The following is a 26,162-nucleotide window of genomic DNA, read 5'->3' as shown; positions in this document are numbered from 1 at the left end:
TCAAACGTCCTTCCTCTCACGGGACTTGAGCGCGATCTGCCAGCGGTAGAAGCTCATCGCCAGGGCGAAGTCGAGCCCCGCCCGCCCGTCGAGGAAGCCCCGCCGGTACACGTACATGTACGCGAACGACACCAGGGGCTTGAAGGGCGCCTTGTGGAACAGCTGCCCCTGGCGGGACTTCACCTTGCGCACCTGCTCCTTGACCTCCGGGTGATGTTCCAGCCATGCCTCCCAGTCCGAGTACCGGTTGTGCCGCTCGAACCAGGCGGTGACCGGGTCGAGGTCCTGATGCTCGATCGGATGGCGGAGCGAGCCTACCGACTCGGCGACCGGCTGGTAGTGGCCCTCGACCTCGCCGATGCCCGGCGCCTCCAGATCACCCACCTCCGGGTAGTGGCAGCGGGTGCGATCGGTCAGCGACCGCTTGCGGATGGTGTATCCGTGCCGCAGCCGCTTCCCGGAGAACCAGTAGCCCAGTGGTATGTCGTACGCCGCCGGTCCCGGCGCCCCGGGAGCGGCGAAGATCTGCCGCAGTTCGGCCAGCAGACCCGGACTGAGCCGCTCGTCCCCGTCGAGCAGCAGAATCCAGTCCAGGTCCGTGCGGACGTGGTCCAGGCACCACTGCTTCTTGCGCGGATGACCGCCGTCCCAGGTATACGTGATCACCTCGGCCCCGCACTCCTCGGCGATCTTCACCGTGTCGTCCGTACTGTGCGAGTCGACGACGACCACCGCCTCGAAGTGGCCGAGCACCGACGTGACCGCCTCGGCGATGTTGAGCCCCTCGTTCTTCGTGGGGATCGCCACGGCTATCGGCAGCTTGCTCATCCAAGGTCTCCTTCCGGCAGCCAGGCGTAGCAGCCTGTGGAGGTGAAGACGCGGGCCGCCTTCGGGACGGTGATCCCGGACCGTTTCCCGGAGGCGGAGGAGCCCGCCGTCAGGGTCCTGCCGTTCGCCCCGGTGATCCGCCAGGTGCAGCTCTCGGTGGGGGTGACGTCGTGGTAGCGGCCCGGCCGGATCCGCGCGCCCTCGTACGTGCCGTCGGCGTACCCCTGAGAGGCCTCCCGGACCAGGTCGCCGTGGTGGGGGCAGAGGTGCGCGACGGCGGGCTCCGCGTCGGCGATCTCGCCCGTCACGATCGCGCCGACCGCCGTGTCCCGGTCGACCTTCACGAGGTACGTCAGCCTGTCGCAGGTCTCCTGACCGGTCTGGAGCACCGCCGCCGGATCCATCCCCCGGGGAACCCGGTCGACGAGGTACTCCTTCTGCTTCCTGGTGAAGGTGCCGGTGGCCGGGGTGAGTTCATCGCTGGGCAGCCTGGGCGGGTCACTCGTGCGCCGGGCCGGGGGACCACTGGACGCGGTGGCCCCGGGACCGGCCGAAGAGGAGGCGACGGGGGTCCGGCCGGACGGGGGCCCGGCGCCGTTCGCCCCCTCGTGCCCCTCGGAGGACGAGCCGCAGGCGGCCAGCGCCGCCGTCAGTACGACGACGGCGGCACCGGCCCGGAACGGATACCTCATCCACCCGTCCTCAGGGCGTAGTGGGCACTGACCTGAGAGCTGCTCAGCGCGGTCGGGTAGACGGCGGTCTCGTCGATCTGCCCCGCGAAGAAGTTGCTCGTCGGCCGGCTCGGCCAGTTGTTCAGGTTGTCCCCGCCGACCCGCCAGTAGCCGCTGTAGTCCTCGTTGGTGGTGTACAGGGCGCTGGAGGCGCGCAGCTGCCCGTCCACGTACAGGGCCGTGCCGCCGGTGCCCTGGGTGGCGACGACATGGTGCCAGGCGCCGTCGTTGTAGGCGGCGGGAGTGGTGATGGTCCTGGTGCCGCCGCTGTGGACGCCGAAGACCAGCCGCCCGTCGTCGCGCATGTACACGTGCTTGTCGTACTTGGTGCTGTTCTGCATGGTCACGTTGCCGAAGCCGATGATCTTCCCTCCCTTGGTGGTCGTCGTCCTGATCCAGGTCTCGACGGAGAATCTGGTGGGCTGCGGGTGAAGCTTGTTGCTGTAGGCGTACTGGTTCGTTCCGTTGAAGCCGATCGCGGTCGAGGGACCCGCGACCGCCGCCGGAGTCTGCCGGTAGGCGGGGGAGTTGCGCAGGAATCCGTTGTCCCGTCCGCCGCCGGTGTCGGCCGCGAAGGTCGAGGTGCCTTCGTCGTACCGCCAGTACAGCGACGCGCCGTCGGCCAGCACCTTGGCGGGGTACTTCTGGGCGGTGGACGCCACGGTGGCGGACAGAGCGGGCGACTTGGCGCTGGTGTTGGTGCCGTCGCTCGCGCTGATCCGGTACGAGTGGGTCTCACCCGGAGCCACGTCCGTATCGGTCCACCTCAGCTGCGGCCGGTCCCAGAACAGCGAGTATCCGGTGGTGGTGTACACCGGGGTGCTCGCACCGTCCTTGTAGATCCGGTAGGTGAGTTTCCCGTCGTCGGCGTCGAAGCTCGCCTGCCAGTTGACCTCCACCTTGCCGGGGGCGACCGTGGACAGGCTGACGTTCGGCACCCAGGGCGCCCCGGTGTCCGGACCGTCGGCGAACCGCGTCAGGCCCTGCTGCCGCACGCCGTTGACGGTGGTGAACTCCCCGCCCACCCACAGGTAGTGATGGCCGCCCTTGTCGGTCTGAGCCATCACCCGTGGCCCGACCGGCTCCCCGATGCCGTCATTGGTGTCGGGGAACCACGGGAGCAGTTTCGGATCGTCCACCGACTGGGCCAGCAGGTGCTTGCGCGGCTGGTCCGGGAACTCGCCCATGCTGGAGCAGTCGTGCGCGTGACTCCCGCTGTACAGAACTCCGTTGTGCACCAGGACGGCCTGCGTGGCGCCCAGGCAGGTGTCACGCCAGCGCTGCTCGAAGTTGCTGAGGCTCAGCGCGATCCGGCCGTCGAAGACACCGCCTCCGGTGCCCTCGTTGGCGGTGTAGAAGCCGGTGGCGTCCGTGGCCAGGTCCTGCACCGTGGAGGTGTTCGGAATGAAGCCGGCCGGGTAGCTCTTGGCGACGGCCCCGCTGGTGGCGTCCACGACGGCCAGCGCGTGCGACGCGGTGCCGTTGACAGTGAAGAAGTCGCCGCCGAGCAGTACGTGCTTGCCGTCGGGCGTCAGCTCCAGGGCCCGGCCCACCTCGTCGGCGTTGGCCTTCCACGGCTTCAGCGCGGCGCCGGTGGTGACCGCGGCGAACTTGTTCCGGGTCTGCCCCGCCACGGTATTGAAGTCACCGCCCAGGTAGACGGTGTCCGCCGTGACGGCCAGCGCCCGCACCGTCGCGGAGACGGAGAACTTGAAGTCCTGGCGCGGGGTGCAGGTCGCGGTGTCGATTGCGGCGATATTGCTCACCCCGACCCCGCTCACCGCCCCGAACTGCCCGCCGATGTACAGGGTCTTCTGATCCGGGGAGAGGGCGAGCGCCCGTACGGTCGCCGTTCCCGAGGACAACGTGAACGAAAGGCTGCAGCCGGTCGGCGCACCGGTCGCGGCGTCGAACGCGGCGAAGTTCACCGCGGGCTGTTCGGAGGTACCGGCGTCCGCGCCCGGTGGCCGGACGGTGGAGAAGGTGCCGCCGGTGTAGACGACACCGGCGTCCGACGCGGCCATCGACCAGACGATGCCGTTGGTCTGCCAGGTGGTGAGATCGTCCGCGGTCAGCGAGACCGGCGGGGTGAGGGCCGCCGCGGGGGAACCCCCGGACGTGGCGGCGGTCAGTGCTCCGGCGAGCAGGCAGAGCGCGGCGGCCGCGGCCCGTGCCCGGCGGTGTCCGGTGGGATTGCGCCCCGTACTTCCGTTCATCATTCAGCTCCGAGGGTGAGAACGAGCTGCGGCCGGAAGGCCGCGGTTCCTGCCTCGTCCGGCCGACGGCGAGGACGCTCCGTCTTGCTGCCGGCGAGGGCGAGTGAGTGGTCCGGGACCGGGGGCCGGACCGGTGCGGACCCGCTCGGATCCACCGGACGGCCGGTGGAGGAGGCCGAGGAGGCGTCCGTGATGGTCCCCGGAACGGCCTTGGGGTGCGACGGCCGGGTCCTGTGGGGGAGCGCCGAAGCGGGCCACATGGCGGTGATCGGCGCGGCGATGCCGCGGTGGAGGACGGCCGTACGGTTCATCGGTCCACCCGTACGGCCGCTCCGGCGAGTTGGTCGGACAACTGGCGGATGTCCGCCTCGACCATGATCCTGGCGAGCTCCCGCGCCCTCACCACCGGTTTCCAGCCGAGGAGTTCCTCGGCCTTGGCCGCGTCGCCGATCAGCGCGTCGACCTCGCTGGGGCGCTCGTACTTGGGGTCGTAGCGCACGTGCTCCCGCCAGTCCAGTCCCGCGTGGGCGAAGGCGTACTCCAGGAACTGCCGGACGCTGACCCCTTCGCCGGTGGCCACCACGTAGTCGTCCGGACTGTCGCACTGCAGCATCCGCCACATCGCGTCGACGTACTCGGGGGCGTAGCCCCAGTCGCGCACGGCGTCGAGGTTGCCCAGGTGGAGGTGGGTCTGGAGACCCGCCTTGATCCTGGCCACCCCGCGCGTGATCTTCCGGGTCACGAAGGTCTCGCCGCGGCGCGGGGACTCGTGGTTGAAGAGGATCCCGTTGACCGCGAACATTCCGTACGCCTCACGGTAGTTGACGGTCGCCCAGTACGAGTAGACCTTGGCGACGCTGTACGGGCTGCGCGGATGGAACGGGGTCTCCTCGTTCTGCGGCGGCGGGGTCGCGCCGAACATCTCCGAGGACGACGCCTGATAGACACGGGTGTCGATACCGCTCGCCCGGACGGCCTCCAGCAGCCGGATGGTGCCGAGCCCCGTGATGTCGCCGGTGTACAGCGGTGCGTCGAAGGAGACCCGGACGTGCGACTGCGCGCCCAGGTTGTAGACCTCGTCGGGCCGGATGTCACGCAGCAGGTTCACCAGTGCGACCCCGTCGGCGAGGTCGGCGTGATGCAGGACGAAGGATCTGTTCTCCTCCTCCGGGCCCTGGTAGATGTGATCGATCCGCTCGGTGTTGAAGCTCGACGAGCGGCGTATCAGTCCATGGACCGTGTACCCCTTGTCGAGCAGCAACTCGGACAGGTACGAACCGTCCTGTCCGGTCACGCCGGTGATGAGCGCGGTCTTCGCCACGCCTCCCCCCTCCTCTGGTCGCCTGAAAGGCTGTCGGTTCCCGCCGAAATATCGGGAATTGAGTGATCTGCGGCAAAACATCACCACGGCCGGTGGCTGCTGGCACAATCCGGTCCATGACGACTGATCTCCCCGGCCCTTCCCAGGAATCCGTCCGCCCCCTCCTGCGACCCGGCGCCCGCATATTCGTCGCGGGCCACCGCGGCCTGGTCGGCTCGGCGGTGGTGCGCCGCCTCACCGACGCCGGGCACGAGGTGATCACGCGCGACCGCGCCCGCCTTGATCTGCGCGACACCGCGCGGACCGGAGCGTTTCTCCGCGAGGTCCGCCCCGACGCCGTGGTGCTGGCTGCCGCCAAGGTGGGCGGGATCATGGCCAACAGCACGTATCCGGTGCAGTTCCTCGAGGACAATCTGCGCATCCAGCTCAGCGTCGTCGCCGGAGCGCACGCCGCAGGGGTCGAGCGGCTGCTCTTCCTCGGCTCGTCCTGCATCTACCCCAAGCGCGCCCCGCAGCCGATCCCCGAAAGCGCCCTGCTCACCGGTCCGTTGGAACCGACCAACGAGGCATACGCACTGGCCAAGATCGCCGGAATCGTGCAGATCCGGTCCTATCGCCGGCAGTACGGCGCCTCGTACATCAGCGCCATGCCCACCAATCTCTACGGACCGGGTGACACCTTCGATCTGGAGACCTCGCACGTACTGCCCGCGCTGATCCGCCGCTTCCACGAGGCGCGCCGCGACGGGTCGCCCACGGTCACGCTCTGGGGCTCCGGGAGCCCCCGCCGCGAATTCCTGCACGTCGACGACCTGGCCGCCGCGTGTCTGCTGCTGCTGGAACGCTACGACGGTGACGACCCCGTCAACATCGGCTGCGGCGAGGATCTGACCATCCGCGAACTCGCCTGCATCATCAGTGAGGTGACGGGGTATCAGGGCGTTGTCGAGTGGGATGCCGCCAAGCCCGACGGCACCCCGCGCAAGCTGCTCGACGTCTCCCTTCTCACCTCCCTCGGGTTCACACCGCGGATCGCACTGCGCGACGGGATCGCCCGCACGTACGCCTGGTGGCTGGAGCAGACGGCCGCGCAGGTCTGAGCGGGCCCGACAGGCCGCCCGGCACGGGCCGGCCGACGCGATGCGACGGCCGCCCGTCCCCCCCACGGCCCCGTACGGCCGGTGGTCTCGTACTCCTCGCATCGACCGCCGCCGTTCTCAGTACGCTCCGCGGCCGTCGGTGACGGCGCGCAGCGTACGGGCCATGAGTCCCATGTCCGTGGCCACCGACCAGTTGTCGACGTACCACAGGTCCAGCGAGACGGTCTCCTGCCAGGAAAGGTCTGAGCGTCCGCTGACCTGCCACAGGCCGGTCAGCCCCGGTCTGACCGCGAGTCGTCGCAGTTCGCGCTCGTCGTAGCGGGACACCTCCTCCGGCAGCGGGGGCCGTGGACCCACCAGCGACATGTCGCCCCGTAGCACATTGATCAGCTGCGGCAGCTCGTCGAGCGAACTCCGCCGCAGCAGGCGCCCGATTCCGGTCACGCGGGGGTCGTGGCGCATCTTGAACATCGGGCCGTCGTTCTCGTTCGCCGTGATCAGCCGCTCCTTGTGGCGTTCGGCGTCCACCACCATCGTCCGGAACTTCCACATCGTGAACGGCCGGTTGTGCTGCCCCTGGCGGATCTGGCGGTGGAGTGCCGGTCCGTCGGAGCCGAGCCGCACCGCCGCCCCGATCAGGAGGAGCAAGGGCGCGAGAACCAGCAGACCGAGCGCGGCGCCGACCCGGTCCACGACGGCCTTCAGGGCCGCCTGCGGCCCCCGGCGCAGCGGGGGAGCGACATGCAGCAGGGTCAGCCCGGCCGCGGCGGCCGGTCGTATCCGGCCGGCCGCGATACCGGAGAGTTCCGACAGCACGGACAGCGGAAGCCCGCCGTCGTGCAGACCCCAGAAGAGCTGCCGAAGCCGCTCCTCGGAGAGCTGTGGTCCGGGCACCACCAGAGCCAGGTCCGCGTCATGGGCGAAGGCCCCGCCCAGCACGGTCGACGCGTCGTCGTCGGCCGGTGCCGGTGCGAGCCGGCCCGGCACCTGGACCTCGCACCGCAGTGGTGCGGTTCCCACCGGTACGGCGGCCACCACCGTGTACGGGTGATCCGTGCGGGAACCGAGCAGCCGCACCGCTCGTTCCACCCCCGTTGCCTCCCCGACCACCAACACCCGCCGGACGGCGAGTCGTTGCCGCGCCGACCATGGCAACCCCCGCGCCCCCCAAGCGGCGAGGCCCACCAACAGGCCGGGCAGCAGCGCCACGACCGCCGTCGCGGGGTCGATCGAATCGCCGGTCATGGTCCGCGCCACGGCGAGCGCGCCGATGAGCAGCAGCCAGTCGCCGATCGTGCTCAGTACCCCCGGCGGACCGCCCGGAGGCCGGTCCGCGTACCGGCCGCGCGCGGCCCTCACACCGGACCAGGCGAGCGCTGCGGCGGCCGCGGCGAACGCCGCCCGCGACTGCCCCCCGGCCCGCAGGACGAGCCATGCCGGAATTCCGAGACCCAGAAGCTCGGCGCCGATGACAGCCGGCGGGAACCGGCCCGTCCTGCACTTCGTCGCCGCTGGTTCCGAACGTTCGCGCTCTACGGTCGGCGCCCTCCACAGGTCGTCAAGTTCCCTACTGCGAGGCCGATTCGACACAGACCGCGGACGTGGCGCCCCCGCCAGTCCCACCGGTCCTGATCTGTCCGAATCGGGTAGCTCGACATGCCCCATGAACCCCCCAGTCACAGTTGCATCGCCACAAACGGGGCGCATCCGCCGATCCCATGGACTGACGGATGCGCCCTCGCTCGGTGCACGATATCCACACACGTGCCATTTCGCTGGAGTTCCAGTGAAGTTCAGACATGCACACTGACTCGGAACTCGTCCCGTTCCGTGCTGGATCTCTTGGTCTGTGCGTGACTGTTCGCATTTGGAGGGTGCTGGATTCGGATGATGTGCGCTGATGGCCGGGTTCGACCCGCAGGACGTGCACCACGACGACCTCCTGGCAACACCGTTCCCGGCGACGGGCGGGCTTACGCGCGGCCTTCCGGCCATCCGACGAGCCCGGTCAGAGGCCGTCGGGTTCGTCCTCGGGCCGTGACGGCCAGGTGGTCGGCGCCGCCCTTCCCGGAGCCAGACGTTCCACCAGATCGGCCAGCTCCTCGCAGGCATGCTCGATTCTCCGGCGGATGTTGCTCTGTTCGGTGACGACGGCGGCGAGCAGCAACGCGGTGAGGGCCACGGAACCGTTCAGCACCGCGAGATTGACCATCACATGAAGGAGGGTGTGGCCCTCGAAGGGGCCCACGCCCTGCGTTCCCGCCACGACCGCAAGGACCGACACCAGGAAGGCGCACGGCGCGCTCCCCGCCAGCTGGAATCGCAGGGCCGCCCAGATGAGCAGTGGAAACACCAGGTAGATCATCGCCAGTGAGCTCCTGGTGGCCACCAGCGACACCGCGACGGAGGCGGCCGCCAGCGCGCTCGCCTCGATCCACCGGTCGGTGATCCGCGGCATCCGCGCCCTGCGCATCACGAGCAGCAGCGGAGTGACCACGAGCACGCCCATCGCGTCCCCCGCCCACCAGGCCGTCCAGACCGGCCAGAATCCGCTCAACGGCAGATGGTCGTCCAGCACCAGCATCCATGTGCCCACGGTCGCGCTGATGGTCATGCCGCCCAGCGCACCGAGGAAGACCAGCATCAGGCCGTCGCGCAGCCGGTCCAGTTCCCTGCGGAAACCGGCCCTGCGGAGTATCAGGTAGGAGCAGACCGGGGCCAGTGTGTTGCCCGCCACGACGACGGCGGTGAGGAAGGACACCGAGTCGTCGAGCGTGGAAATGACGCACAGGGAGCCCAGCGCGATACCCGGCCACACACGCGGGCCCAGGTAGAACAGGGCGCTCAGCGCGATGCCCGTCGGCGGCCACAACGGGGTGACGACCGCACCGTGGACGGACACCCCGCGGATCAGACCGAGACCTCCGGCCAGGTAGTAGACAGCGGCGACGGCCAGGATGCGCAGTGCGGCCGAGGCCGCACGTCTGGTTCTTTCGCTGCGGATCACACATCACATCAGACACCCGCCCGGACGGGTGGCGACTGTGTGACACGCTCGGCCCGGGTCCGGGCCTCACCACTGCCCGGGGACTGCTCCGTGCCGCAGGACGAGCACGGCCGCGTCGTCCTGGTGCCCGGTCCGTTCCGCCGCGCGCAGCACCGCGTCGGCCAGCTCATCGGCATCGCCCGCGGCCCGGGAGACCACCAGCCGCATCACCGCGTCCAGTCCTTCGTCGACCGGGAACGAGGGCCCCTCGACGACCCCGTCGGTGACCAGGACGAAGGCTCCGGGACCCGTCAACCTGCGTCGGGTGACCGGATAGCGCTCACCCGCCTGGATCCCCAGCGGCAGACCGCCCTCGTCGGTGGTGCAGCCGTACTGTCCGTCGGTCGTGGCCCACACGGCGGCGACATGACCGGCGCGGGCGCTGTGGAGCTCCCGGGTGACCGGGTCGAGACGGACGAAGGTGCAGGTCGCGAAGAGACCGGAGTTCACCGAGAGCAGCAGATCGTTGGTCCGGCCCACGACCTCGCCGGGGTCCGCGGCGGTGGCGGCTATCGCCCGCATCGCGATGCGGATCTGCCCCATGAAGGCGGCCGCCTCGACGTCATGCCCCTGCACGTCCCCGATGGCGAGCGCCAGCGCTCCGTCCGGCAGCACGAATCCGTCGTACCAGTCGCCGCCGATGTCCAGTCCGCTGCGAGCCGGCATGTACCGGGCAGCGGTCTGCAGCCCCGGGAGGGCGGGCAGCGCCGGAGGGAGCATCTCGCGCTGAAGTGCCTCGGCCAGCTCCACCCGTGCCTGATGCAGCTCCACCTCACGGCGTGCCCGTGAGGTGAGCTGTTGCAGGGTGGTGAGCAGTTCACCGGCGCTCGCCGCACGGGGAGGACGACGCCGGTTCATGGGCCGCTCCGCACTCGGTGGAAGTGACTTCCAACATGTTATTTCAACGCTGTGATCTCCGCAGGGCGAGACGGAACGCGCGAACGCGCCCGGCCGGGTGGATCCTGATGGCAGGACCGCGTCGTGGCGGCGCACCGAGTCCGGGCGCGGTCGCAGGAGGTGCTCGATGACCCGCAAGCTGGAGTGGAAGGTCCGTGTCGGTCTGTCCGAGGACGACGGCACGACCAGGGCCGAGGCGGTGCTGGACACCGGCTCCGAGAAGCTCGTCGGACACGGGGTCGCCCGTTGCAACCCGCAGGACGTGGACGTTCCCGCCATCGGCGACGAACTCGCGGCGAGCCGCGCCATGAAGGATGTGGCCGCACAGCTGATGAAGGCCGCGGACCAGGAACTGGAGTCGGTCGGAGCCGGGCCCGCGAGCGGCCCCGTCGCACCGCCGTACGCATGGTCCGACACCACGGCCTGAGCCGGCTCGAAGCATGGGACCCGCATCTCGACGAGAGTGCCGGGCGTGAGGGCGGTGCCCCGGTACACGGACGCGCCCGCCGCCGGGCACGGCCCGCGAGCCACGGAGCGGGCAGCGGTGCGAGGGGAGGCGGCCCATGCGTGAGATCCTCCCGGTGCTCAGCCGCTGGTACACCGCCGGGAAGCCGTTCGGGCTCGCCACCGTGGTCGCCGTCAGCCGGAGCGTGCCGCGAGGCCCCGGTGCCGCCATGGCCGTCGGCCCGGACGACGAGGTCGTGGGCAGCGTCTCCGGCGGCTGCGTCGAGGGCGCGGTCTTCGAACTGGCCAAGGAGGTCGTGGAGACCGGCCGGGCCCAGCTGCGTACCTTCGGCTACAGCGATGCGGACGCCTTCGCCGTCGGGCTCAGCTGCGGTGGCGCGATCACACTTCTCGTACGTCCCGTGACGCCGACGTGCGACACCTCCTTCGGCGAGGTCGCCGCATCGGTCGCCGGGCACCGCCCGGTGGTGGTCGCCACCCTCACTGACGGACCCGGCCTGCGCGGCGCCGCCCTCGCCGTCGGGCCGGACACCGTCTCCGGGTCACTGGGCACGAGCGGCCTCGACGCCGCCGTCACCGCCGACGCGCGAGGGGAACTCGCCCGGGGAGCCACCGGCCTGCGGCACTACGGCCCGGACGGCGAACGGCGTGAGGACGACGTCGCCGTGTTCCTCCAGTCCTTCGCGCCACCGCCCCGGATGCTGGTCTTCGGCGCGATCGACTTCGCCGCGGCGGTGGCCCGGATCGGCGCGTTCCTCGGCTACCGCGTGACCGTCTGCGACGCTCGCCCCGCCTTCGCCGACCCGCGCCGGTTCCCGGCGGGCGTGGAGGTGGTCGTCGACTGGCCGCACCGGTATGTGCGCGACGCGGAGACCGACGGACGGACCGTGATGTGCGTACTCACCCACGACCCGAAGTTCGACGTCCCGCTCCTGGAGGTGGCCCTGCGCACCCCGGCCGCGTACATCGGGGTGATGGGCAGCCGCCGGACCCACCGGGACCGGCTGGTCCGGCTGCGCGAGTCCGGTCTCGGCGAGGCGGAACTGGCGCGCCTGCGCTCGCCCATCGGGCTCGACCTCGGTGCGCGTACCCCGGAGGAGGTGGCCGTGTCGATCGCGGCGGAGATCGTCGCCCTGCGCTGGGGCGGTACCGGGCGCCCGCTCACCGACACGAGCGGGGCGATCCACCGGCCACGGCCCGACACCCGTGCGCCTGCGTGAGCCGTGTGCCTCTCGCCGTGCCACCGCACCGTCCGCCCGGCGCGCCGACACCGCTCCGTCACGGGCCGTGGCGGCGACGCGGCCGCCCCGGCCCCTGACGGCCTCAGCCGGTCCCGCCGAAGTGCCGCTCCACGATCGCCCCGGCATCGGTGCCGCGCGGCAGCACGCCGTACTGGTGGCCGCGCGCCTCGCCGAGCCGGGCGGCGACGAACGCCTCGGCCGTGGCCGCGGGAGCGTGACGCAGCATCAGCGAGGACTGCAGAGCCAGCGCCATGCCCTCGACCGTCGCCCGGGCGCGGCTCTGGGCTGCGAGCGGGTCGCTGAGGTCCCCGGCCAGGTCACGGCGCACCCGCCGGATGTGCGCGTCCAGTTCGTCATGGGCGCCGGCCGTGATCTCCAGTTCGGCCCAGAAGGCGTCCAGCGACCGCGGGGTCCTGGCGATGCCCCGCAGCACATCGAGGGCGATGACATTGCCGGAGCCCTCCCACACCGCCATCACCGGCTGTTCGCGATAGCGCCGGGCCAACGGCCAGTCCTCGGTGTAGCCGTTGCCGCCCAGGCACTCCAGCGCCTCGTAGGCGTGGTGCGGACCGCGTTTGCAGATCCAGTACTTGGACACCGCGGTGGCCAGCCGCCGGAACATCGCCTCGGACTCACCGCTGTCGGCCTCGTACGCGTGCGCGAGGCGCAGGGCGGTCCAGGTCGCGGCCTCCGTCTCCAGCGCCAGATCGGCGAGGACCGCCGTCATGGCCGGCTGGTCGACCAGCCGGGCTCCGAAGGCGCTGCGGTGGTGCGCGTGCCAGAGGGCCTCGGAAACCGACTGGCGCATGCCCGCGGTGGTGCCGAGCACACAGTCGAGCCGGGTGTGGTTGACCATCTCGATGATGGTGGCGACGCCGCGTCCGGGCTCACCGATCCGCACGGCCCACGTGCCGTCGAACTCCACTTCGGACGAGGCGTTCGACTTGTTGCCGAGCTTGTTCTTCAGCCGCTGGACACGAATGGTGTTACGGGTGCCGTCGGCCAGCACACGCGGCACGAGGAAGCAGGTGAGCCCGGCCTCGGCCTGGGCCAGGACCAGGAAGGCGTCCGACTGCGGGGCCGAGAAGAACCACTTGTGGCCGGTCAGCAGGTGGGCCCGGCCCTCGGGGTCGGAGGCCAGCGGGAGCGCCCGGGTGGTGTTGGCGCGGACGTCGGAGCCGCCCTGCTTCTCGGTCATCCCCATGCCGAACGTCAGCCCGGTCTTGCTGCCCGGGGCGATCGGCCGCGGGTCGTACGAGCGGCTGAGCAGCCCCGGCAGCCAGTCCCGTCCGACGTCCGGGTCGCGCTGCAGGACCGGGACCACGGCATGCGACATGGACATCGGGCAGCCATGGCCGGGTTCGATCTGGGCGAACAGCATGAACGAGGCCGCCCGCGCCACCGCCGCCCCGGGCTTGGGGTCGGCCCAGCCCGCGGTGTGCGTGCCGTGGCTCACCGCCGCGCCGATGATCTCGTGGTACGCGGGGTGGAACTCGATCTCGTCGACGCGGTTGCCGTAACGGTCGTGGGTGCGCAGGACGGGCGGCGAGGTGTGGGCGAGCTCCGCATCGGCCTGGAACCGCTCGGAACCGACGAGGGTGCCGATGTCGTGGAGCTCCGGCTCGTGCCAGGCCGCGCCGAAGGTTCGGACGGCCTGTGCGAGCGGCAGATTGGTGCCGTACTCGTCGAGGCCGGTCCGGGGCGGTGCCTGGTTGGTGACCTCATGGGTGGGGTGCGGCGCCGGGGAGTCGGGCCGAAGGCCGCTCCGGTGCGTGGTGACGGTCATCGCGGGTTCCTGTCCTGGGTCGACGGTCGGACGGCGGGGGAGTGGGGCGGCTGTGTTCGGCTCGCGGTCAGGTGCCGCCGGCTCCGACCGCCCTCAGGCACAGCGTGGTGATGCCGTCGACGAACGGCGCCGGGTCGGCCCGCTCACCGACCGGCGACAACGGGCCGAGCAGCGCCTCGCCGACCGCCCCGATCACGGCGGCGGCCGACAGTCGCGCGTTCTGCGCGGGCAGTTCACCCGCGGCGACACCGGCGGCGACGGCCGATTCCGCGAGGGCGTGATAGCCGCGCCGGTAGGCCAGGCGCTCCTGCTCGACAAGTGGATCGACGGGTTCGGCCAGCAGCGCCCAGGCCGTGCGCGGGGCACGCAGCGCACGGTACGAGAAGACCTCGACCAGGGCGCGCAGCTGCTCGGCGGCCCCGCTCCGTGCCCGCACGGCCTCCTGCACCGCGCTGAGCTCGTGCCCCGCGACATGGCGGAAGACCGCGGCGAGCAGCTCCTGCTTGGAGGCGAAGTGGTTGTAGACGCTGCCGGTGGCGACGCCGGCCCGGTCGGCGAGCGCGGAGATGCTGGCCGCCGCGTATCCGCCCTCGGCCAGCAGTTGCCGTGCGGCGTCCAGCAACCGTTCACGGTGAGCGATCCGCGTCGCCTCCGTGCGGGCGGTGGGTCGGTAGGCCACGATGCTCTGAACCTCGATTCATATCTTTCTCTGCCACTCAAGCACGGTCGGCCTCCAGGTGCAATGGCCCGTCGCCGGCCGTGCGCACCACGGCCATGGGAAGGGGTGCCGAGCGCAGAGGGTGACGCGTGAGGAGGTGAGGACCCGTCTGCCGTGGACGGGATCTCCTGCTCGGTCCACAGGGCCTTGTCGTCCTGGCCGAACCGGTTGCCCCAGTGGGTGGCGAGCCGGGAGACGATGAACAGTCTCCGCCACCGGTCAGCGGCGTCGGGGTGAAATCCGCCCCGATCCGGGAGACCCGGTCAAGGCCCCGGAGCCCTGGCTCAGACATCAGCCGCAAATTAGCGGGTGATCATGCACTCGTCGCCGTGGCGGCCTGCTCGTCGTGTTCACGCTGCATTCGCATGACGGTGGCGGGTGAGGGGTGCTAACAGGGCACACAAGCGTGACGGTGGACCTCGTGACGGAAGCGATGCGGCGAGACCTGCGGCCAACGTGACCCGCTCAGTCGGTTTCGGATGTCTGTCGAGGGCGGGTGGAGTAGACCCTGTGCCAGTGCTCGGCCGAGCGGACCAGGTCGTCGATGACGTGGCGGAGGAACTGGCTCGTGTTCTCCAGTCGGGCACCCGCAGGGGTGGTGACGCCAAGCTTCCGGGCTCCGGCCGTGCAGGCTTCGGCGATCCGGGTCTGGTTGCGCGCGCTGGCCATGACGGATGTGAACACCGCGTCGGCTTCGATGACGTAGCGCTCGGCGCGGCTGCGGGGGTCGCGCTCGCGCTTGATGAGTGCCTGGTTCTCCAAGTAGCCGATGGCCTTGGAGACGGAGGCGGGACTGACCCGCAGGCGTCGCACGAGGTCCGCAGAGGTGAGGCTGCCGCTGTCGGTGGTGAACAGCGCGGCGAGCACCTTGGCCATCATCTGCGGGAGCCCGGCCTGAATCATCAACTCCACGCTCTGCGCGCCCACCTCGTCCACGATCCGCGGATCGCGCCCGCCGAGGTCGGTCCTTCCCGGTGAGGTCGCCGGCGCGGGGGTCCTGCGCTGGCGCACGTGCCCTGCGCCCACTTGGTGCGCCGCCTCGGCGTGGTAGCCGCGCGGCCCGCCATTGCGCATCACCTCGCGGGTGACGGTCGAAGTCGGCCGCCCGATGCGGCGGCCGATAGCGGCGTAGGTCAGCCCCTCGCGCAGCCCCGCGGCGATCTGCTGCCGGTCCTGGAGCGTGAGTCGGTCGCCGGGCATCGGGGCGTCCTCCACTGTTCGACGTCCGAACCAGCTTAATGCAACGCCCCTTCCGTTGCATTACCTGGCATCCACCATGCAACGATTTACCTTGTTTACCTGCGCTTATGTCGTTGCTTCATGTGGATGTGATTGACGAATTAATGCATGCAACGCAACTATTACTGAGCCACGAAGGCTGGCTGAAAGCTCATCGACGGAAGCGAAACCCATGACCACCCACCTCGGTCCCCCCGCCCTCTCGACGACCGCGGTACGCAAGGCGTACGGCGACCACGTGGTGCTGAGCGGCATCGACCTCGACATCACCGCAGGATCGGTCTTCGCGCTACTCGGCCCGAACGGCGCAGGCAAGACCACCATGGTGCAAATCCTGTCCACGCTCATCCGCGCTGACGCCGGCGAGATCCGGGTCGCCGGCCACGACGTGGTCCGTGATCCGGACGCGGTCCGTGCCGCGATAGGCGTCACCGGCCAGTTCTCCGCGGTTGACGGCTTTCTCACCGGCGAGGAGAACCTGCTGCTGATGGCCGACCTGCACCACCTCCCCCGCCGGGAACGGCGGCAGTGCGCCACCGACCTGCTGGCGCGATTCGACCTGGTGGACGCGGCCCGCAAGCCCGCGGTGACGTACTCCGGCGGGATGCGCCGCCGCCTGGACCTCGCGATGACGCTCGTCGGCCGCCCCCGGGTCATCTTCCTCGACGAGCCGACCACCGGCCTCGACCCGCGCAGCAGGCGGACCATGTGGGAAATCATCCGCCGTCTGGTGACCGACGAAGGCGTCACGATCTTCCTCACCACCCAGTACCTCGACGAGGCCGACCAACTCGCCGACCGGATCGCGGTGCTGCACCGGGGAAAGATCGTCGCCCAGGGCACGGCAGAGGAGCTCAAGCGGCAGGTCGGCAGCGGCCACATCACCCTGCGGTTCGCCAACGCACGCGACCACGACTACGCGGCCCAGGCCCTGGACGTGGTGTCCCGCAACGATGAGGCACTCACTCTGCAGGTCGCCAGCCAGGGCGACGTCCGGTCGTTGCGCGCACTCCTTGACTGGCTCGACCGCGCCTCACTCACCGTGGACGAACTCCAGGTCCACACCCCCGATCTCGACGATGTCTTCTTTGCGCTGACAGGCAACCCCGTCGCGGAACAGGAGCCCGTCCGATGAGCACCGCCACCCACGCCATCACCGATTCGGTGACCATGTTGCGCCGCCAGTTGCGGCACATGCTGCGCTACCCGACGCTCACCCTCACCGCCGCTGGGGTCCCGGTGGTCTTCCTGCTGCTGTTCGTCTACGTCCTCGGAGGCATCCTCGGCAGCGGCCTCGGCGGGCCGTCGGGCGGCCGGGATACCTACGTGAACTACGTCGTCCCCGGCGTCATCCTGATGACCGCGGCCACCGCGGCGCAGGGCACCGCGATCTCGGTGGCCCTCGACATGACCGAGGGCATCGTCGCCCGGTTCCGCACCATGGCCATCGCCCGGGTCTCGGTGCTCACCGGCCACGTGCTGGGCAGCCTGGCCCAGACCCTGCTGAGTATGGCCATCGTCACCGGCGTCGCACTGCTGGTGGGCTTTGAGCCCACCGCAGACCTCGGTGAATGGCTCGGCGTGATCGGCGTGCTCGTGCTGATCATCTTCGCGCTCACCTGGCTGTCCGTCGCGCTGGCCATCATGGCCAAGAGCGTCGCAGCCGCGAGCAACATGCTGACGCCACTGATGATCCTGCCGATGATGGGCAGCGGATTCGTCCCCACCGACTCGATGCCCGCCGGGCTTCAATGGTTCGCCGACTACCAGCCGTTCACCCCGTTCATCGAGACCCTGCGCGGGCTGCTGATGGGCACCCCGATCGGCAACAACGCGATTCTCGGCATCGGCTGGTGCGCCCTGATCGCCCTGGGCGGCTACTTGTGGGCCAAGAAGCTCTACAACCGTGAGCCCACGCAGTGAGCGGCTTAGTTGTCGGTTTTTGACAGCGGCTCCAGCTTCGGAACGTTGAGCCACGGCTCGCCCTTGCGGGTGGTGACCTTCACTCCGCCTGCCGAGCCGTCCGCGAGTGAGGCGGAGAACCGGTCCAGGCCCGTGGTCATGCGCTTCTTCAGGTCTGCGATGAACGCCCTCGGGTTCAACGGCTGGCGGATCGCGGCGTAGTGCACGGCGCGGGTGGCCTCGAAGTCACCGGGCAGGTCATCCTCCGGGTTTCGCCAGAGGGCGGCGCCCTCGACGTAGATCTCGCGGCGACGGACCGCGTCTCGCAGGGCGACCAGGACGCACAGCTCGTAGGGGATGCGCTCGACCTTGCCTTTGTCGTCGACGACCGATCTTGATCGCCCGTGCCCGCCAGGCGGCCACCAGTTTCTCCGAGCAGTCCGCGAACAGCCCGTCGGGCAGTCCGAGCTTGCGCACGTCGTTGAGCAGCAGGGCCTCGTGCTGCCGGTCCTCCACCAACTCGACCGGACAGACCTCCACGGCCGGCCACTCGGCCAGCGCCTTCTCGTCCGCGACCGTCGACGGCCGGAACCCCAGGGCCTCGCGAATCTGTTTGCGGTGGTACTCGGCAGTCCGGCCGACCAGCGTGTACTTCGCGAAATGGATGGCCGGGACCTTCACCAGATCGGCAACGTACTCCACCGCGGCCGACGGGACCTCTTCCAGCACATCAGGGAACCGGCCTTCCATCTCGAAGAACTTCAGCAACAGGCTGAAGCCGAGTCGGGTCGCCCCCGCTCGCACCGGGACGGTCCGCCGCAGTGTGCCCACCGGCGCGCCGCTGGAGCGACCCCTACCCGTCGGGCCCGGTTCATCCGATGGTTCCGGAATCAGGAAATCCTCCGGGCGGCGGTCCTGTGATCCGGGCCTCGGGCCGCAGCCGCCCCCGCACAAAGGAGAACGTCGCGTCATGTCCCACCCCGTGCCCGAATGGGCCGACCCCCGGGTACCCGCGCAGTCACTCGACCCCCAGGGACTCAGCCGGCGCGCGCTGATGCGCCGTGCCGGGCTGTTCGGCGCCGCCTTCGCCGCCGCGTCGCTGCCGCTGCCCGCGCTGGCCGACCAGAAGGGAAGCCGGTCCCAAGGAAACGGGCAGGACCACGCACACGGACAGGCTCCCGACCTGGTCTATCTGGTCGGTGATCACCACAACCACTCCGTCTACAGCCACGATGCCAAGTACACCTTCTCCCAACTGGCCTCGGCGGGGCAGCGGTTCGGTCTCGACTGGATGGTCTTCACCGAGCACAGCAACTTCGGGCACGCCGAGTTCGGCGCCGCGCGGGAACACCAGGAGATCCTCAAGGCCCGCGCCGACAACAAGCGCATGCTGATCTTTCAGGGGCTGGAGTGGTACATCCCCGGTGCCGAGCACTGCACCGTCTTCTCGCCGCCCGGACGGCACGAGGTCGAGCTCCTCACCCGGTTCGAGGCGGCCTTCGACGGCAAACTGCTCGGCTACACCGCCGGTGCCCCGGCACACCCCGACACCCCGCGCAACGAGGCGCACGCGGTCAAAGCCCTCAAATGGCTGGCCGAACAGCGCCGCACCCGGTACGTCGACGACGTACTCGTCCTCGCCAACCACCCCATGCGGCTCGGCATCGATTCCCCGCACGAGATGCGTGCCTGGCGCGACGCGGCCCCCGGGATCATGATCGGCATGGAGGGGGCTCCGGGCGCCCAGGCCGGGGCGATCCCGGGCTGGCATCCGGACACCAATATCCGCGGCGAATACACGAATTCACCGTCCGCCGACTCCTGGCCCGGCTATCCCCGGGAGGCGTACGTCACCTACGGCGGCTTCGACTGGGCGACCGCCACCGTCGGCGGCCTGTGGGACGCGATGCTGGCGGAGGGCAAGCTGTTCACCATCACCTCCAACTCGGACGTCCACCGCGTCGCCCAGGACACCTGGGTCAACGGCCCCTGGCCGCCCGGCCAGAGCTTCGACGACACCGGTCACGTCCCCGACCCGTACGACACCACCGAGCCGCAGCCCGGCGGCGACTTCTGGCCGGGCCAGTTCAGCCGCACCCATGTCGGCGTCACCCGGTACGGCTACCGGGACGTGATGGAGGGACTGCGGGCCGGCCGGGTCTGGGTCGACCACGGTCATCTCATCGACGGCATCGACGTCAAGGTGCGAGGCGAGCACGGCAACAGCGCCACCCTCGGAGGCCGGCTGCGCGCCGGCCGTGGCGAGAAGCTCACCCTCACCGTCACGGTGACCGCCGCCTCCCGCCGCAATCCGCACGGGCTGCTGCCGAGCCTCGAACATGTCGACGTCATCCGCGGCGCCGTCCGCGGCCCGGCCGCCGACCCCGACGACTGGCACGCCCCGGACACCCGGCTCGCCCACACCAGCGACGTCTCGGGGCGCCGCGGCACGTACACCCTGCGGATCCCCGTCGGCCGTGCGGACGAGCCGTTCTACCTGCGGTTGCGCGGCAGCGACGGCAGGCGGCACGGAAAGGGGTTCCTCGGCGCGGCGGTCGACCCGCACGGACCGCTCCCGCACGAGCCCGGCAAGGGCGATCCGTGGCTGGACACCTGGTTCTACACCAACCCGGTCTTCGTGGACATCGTGCGCTGACCTCCCGTCCGGAGCCGTCCGGAGCCGTCCGGAGCCGTCCGGAGCCGCCGGAGCCGCCCGGGGCGGCTCCGGACGCGCTCAGGTGCCCAGGGCCGAGGAGACCACCGCCCTGGCCTCCTCCTGCACCCGGCCGAGATGGTCGGGGCCCAGGAACGACTCGGCGTAGATCTTGTAGACGTCCTCGGTGCCCGAGGGGCGGGCGGCGAACCAGGCGTTCTCGGTGGTCACCTTGATGCCGCCGATCGGTGCGCCGTTGCCGGGCGCCTTGGTGAGCACGGCCGTGACCGGCTCGCCGGCCAGGGTGTCGGCGGTGACCTGTTCGGGGGAGAGCCGGGCGAGAACCGCCTTCTGCTCGCGGTCGGCGGGAGCGTCGATCCGGGCGTACGCCGGTTCGCCGAACCGGGCGGTGAGCGTGGCATAACGCTCCGAGGGGGACTTGCCCGTCACCGCGAGGATCTCCGCGGCGAGCAGCGCAAGAATGATGCCGTCCTTGTCGGTCGTCCACACCGATCCGTCACGCCGCAGGAACGAGGCCCCGGCCGATTCCTCGCCGCCGAACCCGATCGCTCCGTCGAGCAGTCCGTCCACGAACCACTTGAAGCCGACCGGCACCTCGACGAGTTCACGGCCGAGACCGGCGGCGACCCGGTCGATCATGCCCGAGGAGACCAGTGTCTTGCCGATGCCGGCGGCGGCCGGCCACCGCTCGCGGTGGGCGTACAGGTAGTCGATGGCGACGGCGAGGTAGTGGTTCGGGTTCATCAGCCCGGCGTCGGGGGTGACGATGCCGTGCCGGTCGGCGTCGGCATCGTTCCCGGTCGCGATCCGATAGCGCTCGCGCTGCCCGATCAGCGAGGCCATCGCGTACGGCGAGGAGCAGTCCATCCGGATCCTTCCGTCCCAGTCCAGCGTCATGAACCGCCAGGTGGGGTCGGTCAGCGGATTGACCACGGTCAGATCGAGGCGGTGCTGCTCGGCGATGCGGCCCCAGTACGCGACCGACGCGCCGCCCAACGGGTCGGCGCCGATCCGCACCCCGGCGGAACGGATCGCGTCCAGGTCGAGCACGGACGGCAGGTCCGTCACATAGCTGCCGAGGAAGTCGTACGTCCCGGTGGTCGACGCTGCCCGCGCGCGGGCGTAGGGCAGTCGGCGCACGTCCTTCATGCCGTCCGCGATGATCTCGTTGGCCCGCTCCTGGATCCAGCCGGTGGCCTCGGACCCGGCCGGGCCCCCGTTCGGCGGGTTGTACTTGAACCCGCCGTCGCCGGGCGGGTTGTGGGACGGGGTGACCACCACACCGTCGGCGAGGTGCGCGGTCCGGCCCCGGTTGTGGGTGAGGATCGCGTGCGACACCGCCGGAGTGGGGGTGTAGCCGTCGGCCGGGTCGACGAGCACGGTCACGTCATTGGCGGCGAATACCTCGATGGCGGTGATCCGGGCCGGTTCGGACAGCGCGTGGGTGTCGGCGCCCAGGAAGAGCGGCCCGTCCGTGCCCTGTCGCGCCCGGTACTCGCTGATGGCCTGACTGGCGGCGGCGATGTGGTCCTCGTTGAACGCGGTGGTCGTGGACGAGCCACGATGGCCGGAGGTGCCGAACGCCACCCGCTGGCCCGGTTCGGCCGGATCCGGGTGCAGCGTGTAATAGGCCGTCACCAGCCGGGCCACATCGGTGAGATCCTCCGGCCGGGCCGGCTGTCCAGCTCGTTCGTGCGGCATCTGCCACTCCTCGGTGTCGTCGGTCGCTGCGATCTTCCCCTGCGTCATTTTCGCGGGTGGCCCGCGCCGGCCGGCGACTGCCCCGCCGCGGACACGGACGGGCCCGCAGGAGCGGCGCCAATTCGGTGGAGACACCGACGGGCACCGGCATATGTTCGTCCACGACGACGAACAGCTCACCGCCGACCGCGACAAGTGGCGGGTTCCGCCCGCACGGGAAGAGACGCAATGGCACCGAACGAGTCCGCACCGGCCGACCGCATCGTATTGCGCGAGGCCGCCGCCGAGGACGCGGAGCCGCTCACCGGGCTCTTCCTGGCCTCCCGCGCCGCGGCCATGCCGTACCTGCCGAAGGTGCACAGCGACGCGGACACGCTCGCCTGGATGACCCATGTCGTCCTGCCCGGGACAACGGTGTGGGTCGCCGAGACCGGGGCCGGCGACGCACTGGGGTTCGCCTCCCTCGACGGAACCGAGCTGGAGCACCTGTATCTGCGGCCCGACGCACGGCGGCGGGGCATCGGTTCACTGCTCCTGGCCAAGGTGCGCGAGACTGCCCCCGACGAGCTCACCCTCTATGTCTTCCGACGCAACACCGGCGCCCGTGCCTTCTACGAGCGCCACGGGTTCACCGCGGTCGCGTTCGACGACGGCAGCCGCAACGAGGAGAACGAGCCGGACGTCAGATACCGGTGGACCGCGAACGGCTGAGCCTGCGCGCCCGCCGGGGCGAACGCGCGGGGCCATCCGCGTCACCCGGGCGGACCGTCCGGCCGGTCGGGCTCAGGGGCGAGCGGATCGAGGACGAAGGGCGACCGCCCGTGCGTCGCGGACCTGCACCGCCCGCCACCGACCCGGGCACTCAGGCGCTCACGGGGCACGGACGCGTGTGCGTCCACGCCGGGCCTGGCGGCCCTGCGGCCACTCGTTCCGCCGACCGGCTGCACCGACGCCGTCGCCGGGACATCCGGCCCCGTTATGCCGGTGCAGCGCAGCGCTCTTCCCGGGCCCCGGCGGTCGGCGACGCCGGTGGGTCCCGCTCAGGATCGCGAGGGGACGAGGGCTGCGGCACAGTGGGCACATGGACGATCTGAATGCCCTCGCCGACGAGCATCTGGCCGCGGCCCGCACCTCCCCGCACGGCCGCAGCGCCCACCGCCTGCTGCATGAGGAGCCCCTGCGCCAGACCGTCATCGCCCTCACCTCGGGCTCCGCCCTGGACGAGCACAACGCACCCGCCGCGGCCTCCCTCCAGGTGCTGCGCGGCAGGGTGCGCCTCACGGCGGCCTCGGGCGACGTGGAGCTGCGCACCGGCGGACTCCACCCGATCCCGCAGGAACGGCACGGGCTGCTGGCGCTGGAGGACGCCGTGGTGCTGCTGACGACCGTCAACGAATGACGGCGCCGGTCCCGCGACGCGCGAGGGAGGCCATCTGGATGCGTTCCAGTACCCACAGGACGAGGCTTCCGGCCGCCAGCGCGCCGCCCAGGAGGCAGATGCCGTCCCAGCCCGCATGCGACCAGACCACCGAGGCGAGTGCGGCTCCGGTCGCCCCGCCCATGAAGAAGAGCGTCATGAAAGCGGAGTTGATCCGGTTGCGGGCCGCCGGGCGGAGCCCGTAGATCACGTTCTGGGCGCTGTTGAGCCCCGCCTGCTGGGCGATGTTCAGCGAGATCACCCCGGCCGCCAGCCACAACAGGGAGGACTCGCCGGCCAGCAGGGGCAGCCAGGAGAGCGTGAGGAGCGCGGCCGCCGTTCCCGACACGGCCTGTACCCGGCCGCGGTCGCTCAACCGGGCCGCGAAGTTCATGCCCACCAGCCCGATGACGCCCACCAGCCCGAAGAGTCCGATCGCGGCCGCGTTCCAGCGGAAGGGGGGCCGGGTCAGCAGAAACGTCAGCGCCGTCAGCTGCACGCTGTACGAGGCCATGGAGAGCGCGCCGATGGACGCCCGCCAGCGCAGCAGAGGTTCCTGCCGCAGCAGGGCCAGTGTGGAGCGCAGGAGTCCGGTGTACGGCATCGGGGCCGCGTCGTGCGGCCGTGGCAGCCGGGGGAGCCGGTTGTGCAGAAGAATCGCCATGACGGCCACGAACAGTGCGTTCACCCCGTAGACGGTCCGCCAGCCGCCGAGCTCGGACAGCGCACCGGAGGCCAGCCGTCCGAACAGCCCGCCGAGCAGGACACCGGACATGACGACGCCGACGGTCCTGCCGCGTTCGGCCGGCGCCGCGAGGGCCGCCGCGAACGGCACCACGACCTGGGCCCCGACGGAGGTCAGCGCGGTGAGCAGGGTCGCGGCGATCAGCAGGGGCCCTGACGGCGCCGCGGCCGTCAGCAGGAGGAAGAGGGCGGTGAGCGCGAACAGGACGACGGCGAGCCGTCGGCGGTCCACGATGTCCCCGAGGGGAACGAGCAGGATCAGGCCCAGCGCGTACCCCGCCTGGGCGGCGGTCACGATCAGCCCCGCCGCGGTGACGCCGATGTGGAGGTTCAGCTCGATGATGTCGAGCAGCGGCTGCGCGAAGTAGTTCCCGGCGACCGAGAGACCGGCGGCGACGGCCATCAGCAGGACCAGGCCGCGGCCGGCGACGGGCGGATCGGGGAGAACGCGGGGGACGGCCGTGCTGCGGGTCCCGTGGGTGGAATGAGCCATGTCCCTCAGCCTCGGGGATCCACCATCCATGAGTCCAACACATGTTTTTCATCTCATCGATCGTGGTTCACGATGGATGGATGGAACTCCAGCAGATGCGGTACGTCGTCGCGGTGGCCGAACTGGGCAGCTTCACACGCGCGGCGAAGCGGTGCCTCGTCGTCCAGTCCGCGTTGAGTCATCAGATCGCCCGGCTGGAGAAGGAGCTGGGGGCCCGGCTCTTCGACCGCACGAGCCGTCAGGTGCGGCTCACCGTGGCGGGCGAGGCGTTTCTGCCGGAGGCCAGGCAGGCGCTCGACGCGGCGGAACGGGCCCGTGCCGAGGTCGCCGCCACGGCGGGGGAGGTCCGCGGCCGCCTCGCGGTCGGATCCATCCCGACCATTGCCTCGGTCGATGTCCCGGCGGCGCTGCGGGCGTTCCATCTCCGTTATCCGAAGGTGCACATCGTCCTTCGGGACGGGGCGAGCAAGGACTTGGTCCAGGACGTGCGGGACGGTGTGCTCGACGTGGCGTTCCTGGGTGTGTTGCCGCGCTACCGGCCGAAGGGCGTGAGCGATCACGAACTCGCCACCGGCGAACTTGTCGCCGTGGTCGCCCCCGCCCACCCCCTGGCCGGGAAGTCGGAAGTGGGCCTGGAGCGGCTGGCGAAGGAGATGTTCGTCGACTACCCCGACGGCACCGCGGCCCGCGCGCAGTCGGAGGAGGCGTTCGCGGCGATGGGCCTCACCCGCGAGGTGGCGTTCGAGGTCAGCGGCACCGACTTCATCGTCCGGCTCGTCCGCAGCGGGCTCGGGATCGCCATGCTGCCTTCCGCTTTCGCGGCGGAACTGACCGGCGTACAGGTGCTGTCCGTCCGTGACGCGCCCGCACGCACGGAGCGGCTGGTCTGGAGCCGCTTCCGGCCCACCCCGGCCGCCGCGGCGTTCCTGACCGGGCTGGGAGTGGACGCCGGCTGATCCCGTGCCTCTCGTTCGGATCAGGCCGGGCCCGCGTGGACCGGTGCCGCGCCCGGCCGCGTTGTCGTCGGTGGTGATGGCGTCCTGTCCGAGCTCTCGGCTCCGTTCGAGCAGGGGAGGCCCGGTCCGGCGCCCTCCTTTGCCTTGCGGTCCACGGCACCGTGCTCGCCGGTCCGGCCCGATCCTGAACCGGTCCGATCCGAACGACAACTCTCAGCCCTCCGCTTCCCCCTCGAACGGCCGGACCTCGATGGGCAGTGTGATCGCCTGCGCGGCCTTGCGGCCCCATGCGAGGGCGGCGTCCAGATCGGGCGCCTTGACGATGCACAGCCCGCCGAGGTACTCCTTCCCCTCGATGTACGGGCCGTCGGTGAGCAGCGTGTCGCCGTCCGTCGCCCGCACGACCGTGGCCGTGGCCGGGGAACTCAGCCCGCCGGCGAACACCCAGGCCCCGGCCTGCCGCAGCTCCTGGTGGAAGCCGTCCACGTTCCGCATGATCCCTTGCAGCGCCTCGGAGGAGGGCGGCTCGCCCTCGGCGGGTGTGACCACGCTGAGCAGGTAGTGCTTCATGATGTTTCCTCCTCGGACACGACGCCGGCGCCGTGCCGGTGTCCCAACCTGTGTACGAAAGGTCGCCGCTCGGATCGACACGGAACACGGTCCTGTTCGAGGATTTTCCGCGCGAGC

The 26,162-nt window shown here is 70.7% G+C and carries 25 protein-coding genes; 9 read left to right on the top strand and 16 right to left on the bottom strand.

Features of this window, described 5'->3' with window-relative positions:
• From ACF1B9_RS07295 to gmd, 5 genes are read right to left on the bottom strand one after another with little or no spacing between them, the layout of a single operon-like run.
• Window positions 1-828 carry a glycosyltransferase family 2 protein gene (locus ACF1B9_RS07295; RefSeq protein WP_391739554.1) on the bottom strand — a complete coding sequence of 276 codons (828 nt, stop codon included), beginning with the start codon at window positions 826-828 and terminating at the stop codon, window positions 1-3.
• Entirely contained in the window at window positions 825-1,520 is a 696-nt protein-coding gene (locus tag ACF1B9_RS07290; RefSeq protein ID WP_391739553.1) for a hypothetical protein, read from the bottom strand. Before ACF1B9_RS07290 ends, ACF1B9_RS07295 begins: the two co-directional genes overlap by 4 nt.
• Window positions 1,517-3,778 carry a LamG-like jellyroll fold domain-containing protein gene (locus ACF1B9_RS07285; RefSeq protein ID WP_391739552.1) on the bottom strand — a complete coding sequence of 754 codons (2,262 nt, stop codon included), beginning with the start codon at window positions 3,776-3,778 and terminating at the stop codon, window positions 1,517-1,519. The genes ACF1B9_RS07290 and ACF1B9_RS07285 overlap by 4 nt, the downstream gene beginning before the upstream one ends.
• A complete protein-coding gene (locus ACF1B9_RS07280; RefSeq protein WP_391739551.1) occupies window positions 3,775-4,086 on the bottom strand; it encodes a hypothetical protein in 312 nt (103 codons plus the stop codon). The genes ACF1B9_RS07285 and ACF1B9_RS07280 overlap by 4 nt, the downstream gene beginning before the upstream one ends.
• Window positions 4,083-5,096 (bottom strand): GDP-mannose 4,6-dehydratase, encoded by a 1,014-nt coding sequence (gene gmd, locus ACF1B9_RS07275; protein WP_391739550.1) that lies wholly within the window; start codon window positions 5,094-5,096, stop codon window positions 4,083-4,085. Before gmd ends, ACF1B9_RS07280 begins: the two co-directional genes overlap by 4 nt.
• 116 nt (window positions 5,097-5,212) lie before the next feature.
• Here gmd and ACF1B9_RS07270 point away from each other — a divergent pair, with 116 nt between their 5' ends.
• Entirely contained in the window at window positions 5,213-6,196 is a 984-nt protein-coding gene (locus ACF1B9_RS07270; protein WP_391739549.1) for a GDP-L-fucose synthase family protein, read from the top strand.
• A gap of 117 nt (window positions 6,197-6,313) precedes the next feature.
• On the opposite strand, the gene ACF1B9_RS07265 is transcribed toward ACF1B9_RS07270, so the two are convergent.
• From ACF1B9_RS07265 to ACF1B9_RS07255, 3 genes are all read right to left on the bottom strand, one after another.
• Window positions 6,314-7,861, bottom strand: a complete 1,548-nt coding sequence (locus ACF1B9_RS07265) for an exopolysaccharide biosynthesis polyprenyl glycosylphosphotransferase (RefSeq protein WP_391739548.1) — start codon at window positions 7,859-7,861, stop codon at window positions 6,314-6,316.
• Between the two features lie 343 nt (window positions 7,862-8,204).
• Window positions 8,205-9,203, bottom strand: coding sequence for an MASE1 domain-containing protein (locus tag ACF1B9_RS07260; RefSeq protein WP_391739547.1), 999 nt, complete (start codon window positions 9,201-9,203; stop codon window positions 8,205-8,207).
• A 66-nt stretch (window positions 9,204-9,269) separates the two neighbouring features.
• Window positions 9,270-10,100, bottom strand: coding sequence for a PP2C family protein-serine/threonine phosphatase (locus tag ACF1B9_RS07255; protein WP_391739546.1), 831 nt, complete (start codon window positions 10,098-10,100; stop codon window positions 9,270-9,272).
• A 166-nt stretch (window positions 10,101-10,266) separates the two neighbouring features.
• On the opposite strand from ACF1B9_RS07255, the gene ACF1B9_RS07250 reads away from it, so the two are divergent.
• On the top strand, window positions 10,267-10,566 hold the full coding sequence (locus tag ACF1B9_RS07250) for a DUF1876 domain-containing protein (protein WP_351080250.1): 300 nt from the start codon (window positions 10,267-10,269) through the stop codon (window positions 10,564-10,566).
• Between the two features lie 136 nt (window positions 10,567-10,702).
• Entirely contained in the window at window positions 10,703-11,824 is a 1,122-nt protein-coding gene (locus ACF1B9_RS07245; RefSeq protein ID WP_391739545.1) for an XdhC family protein, read from the top strand.
• A gap of 103 nt (window positions 11,825-11,927) precedes the next feature.
• On the opposite strand, the gene ACF1B9_RS07240 is transcribed toward ACF1B9_RS07245, so the two are convergent.
• From ACF1B9_RS07240 to ACF1B9_RS07230, 3 genes are all read right to left on the bottom strand, one after another.
• On the bottom strand, window positions 11,928-13,631 hold the full coding sequence (locus tag ACF1B9_RS07240; protein ID WP_391739544.1) for an acyl-CoA dehydrogenase family protein: 1,704 nt from the start codon (window positions 13,629-13,631) through the stop codon (window positions 11,928-11,930).
• 67 nt (window positions 13,632-13,698) lie between these two features.
• The gene (locus ACF1B9_RS07235; RefSeq protein ID WP_391739543.1) at window positions 13,699-14,310 is read right to left on the bottom strand and encodes a TetR/AcrR family transcriptional regulator; all 612 of its coding nucleotides are present in this window, start codon (window positions 14,308-14,310) and stop codon (window positions 13,699-13,701) included.
• 504 nt (window positions 14,311-14,814) lie between these two features.
• Window positions 14,815-15,549, bottom strand: coding sequence for a helix-turn-helix domain-containing protein (locus ACF1B9_RS07230; RefSeq protein WP_391739542.1), 735 nt, complete (start codon window positions 15,547-15,549; stop codon window positions 14,815-14,817).
• Between the two features lie 211 nt (window positions 15,550-15,760).
• Here ACF1B9_RS07230 and ACF1B9_RS07225 point away from each other — a divergent pair, with 211 nt between their 5' ends.
• Both ACF1B9_RS07225 and ACF1B9_RS07220 read left to right on the top strand, forming a co-directional pair.
• Window positions 15,761-16,723 (top strand): ATP-binding cassette domain-containing protein, encoded by a 963-nt coding sequence (locus tag ACF1B9_RS07225; protein ID WP_391739541.1) that lies wholly within the window; start codon window positions 15,761-15,763, stop codon window positions 16,721-16,723.
• A complete protein-coding gene (locus tag ACF1B9_RS07220) occupies window positions 16,720-17,511 on the top strand; it encodes an ABC transporter permease (RefSeq protein ID WP_391739540.1) in 792 nt (263 codons plus the stop codon). The genes ACF1B9_RS07225 and ACF1B9_RS07220 overlap by 4 nt, the downstream gene beginning before the upstream one ends.
• 5 nt (window positions 17,512-17,516) lie before the next feature.
• Here ACF1B9_RS07220 and ACF1B9_RS07215 read toward each other — a convergent pair whose 3' ends face one another.
• Window positions 17,517-17,717: a hypothetical protein gene (locus tag ACF1B9_RS07215; RefSeq protein WP_391795894.1), complete on the bottom strand. Its 201-nt coding sequence runs from the start codon at window positions 17,715-17,717 to the stop codon at window positions 17,517-17,519.
• Window positions 17,718-17,748: 31 nt separating this feature from the next.
• Window positions 17,749-18,321, bottom strand: coding sequence for a DUF4158 domain-containing protein (locus ACF1B9_RS07210; RefSeq protein WP_391739538.1), 573 nt, complete (start codon window positions 18,319-18,321; stop codon window positions 17,749-17,751).
• A gap of 139 nt (window positions 18,322-18,460) precedes the next feature.
• Between ACF1B9_RS07210 and ACF1B9_RS07205 the strand changes: the two genes are divergently transcribed.
• Window positions 18,461-20,146, top strand: coding sequence for a PHP domain-containing protein (locus ACF1B9_RS07205; protein WP_391739537.1), 1,686 nt, complete (start codon window positions 18,461-18,463; stop codon window positions 20,144-20,146).
• 78 nt (window positions 20,147-20,224) lie between these two features.
• Here the strand turns inward: ACF1B9_RS07205 and pgm are convergent, their stop codons facing one another.
• On the bottom strand, window positions 20,225-21,865 hold the full coding sequence (pgm, locus tag ACF1B9_RS07200) for a phosphoglucomutase (alpha-D-glucose-1,6-bisphosphate-dependent) (protein ID WP_391739754.1): 1,641 nt from the start codon (window positions 21,863-21,865) through the stop codon (window positions 20,225-20,227).
• Window positions 21,866-22,093: 228 nt separating this feature from the next.
• Here pgm and ACF1B9_RS07195 point away from each other — a divergent pair, with 228 nt between their 5' ends.
• On the top strand, window positions 22,094-22,576 hold the full coding sequence (locus tag ACF1B9_RS07195) for a GNAT family N-acetyltransferase (RefSeq protein ID WP_391739536.1): 483 nt from the start codon (window positions 22,094-22,096) through the stop codon (window positions 22,574-22,576).
• Window positions 22,577-22,946: 370 nt separating this feature from the next.
• The gene (locus tag ACF1B9_RS07190; RefSeq protein ID WP_391739535.1) at window positions 22,947-23,264 is read left to right on the top strand and encodes a cupin; all 318 of its coding nucleotides are present in this window, start codon (window positions 22,947-22,949) and stop codon (window positions 23,262-23,264) included.
• Here ACF1B9_RS07190 and ACF1B9_RS07185 read toward each other — a convergent pair.
• Window positions 23,254-24,519: an MFS transporter gene (locus ACF1B9_RS07185; RefSeq protein WP_391739534.1), complete on the bottom strand. Its 1,266-nt coding sequence runs from the start codon at window positions 24,517-24,519 to the stop codon at window positions 23,254-23,256. The two genes, ACF1B9_RS07190 and ACF1B9_RS07185, sit on opposite strands and share 11 nt — an antisense overlap.
• Window positions 24,520-24,599: 80 nt before the next feature.
• Here ACF1B9_RS07185 and ACF1B9_RS07180 point away from each other — a divergent pair, with 80 nt between their 5' ends.
• Window positions 24,600-25,475 (top strand): LysR family transcriptional regulator, encoded by an 876-nt coding sequence (locus ACF1B9_RS07180; protein WP_391739533.1) that lies wholly within the window; start codon window positions 24,600-24,602, stop codon window positions 25,473-25,475.
• Window positions 25,476-25,688: 213 nt separating this feature from the next.
• On the opposite strand, the gene ACF1B9_RS07175 is transcribed toward ACF1B9_RS07180, so the two are convergent.
• On the bottom strand, window positions 25,689-26,045 hold the full coding sequence (locus ACF1B9_RS07175; protein ID WP_391739532.1) for a YciI family protein: 357 nt from the start codon (window positions 26,043-26,045) through the stop codon (window positions 25,689-25,691).
• Window positions 26,046-26,162: the final 117 nt, after the last annotated feature.

The organism is Streptomyces sp. NPDC014727 (assembly GCF_043083485.1).
Classification (GTDB): domain Bacteria; phylum Actinomycetota; class Actinomycetes; order Streptomycetales; family Streptomycetaceae; genus Streptomyces.
The sequence above is the reverse complement of the archived record's forward strand: the minus strand, read 5'-3'. Positions and strand labels throughout refer to the sequence as shown.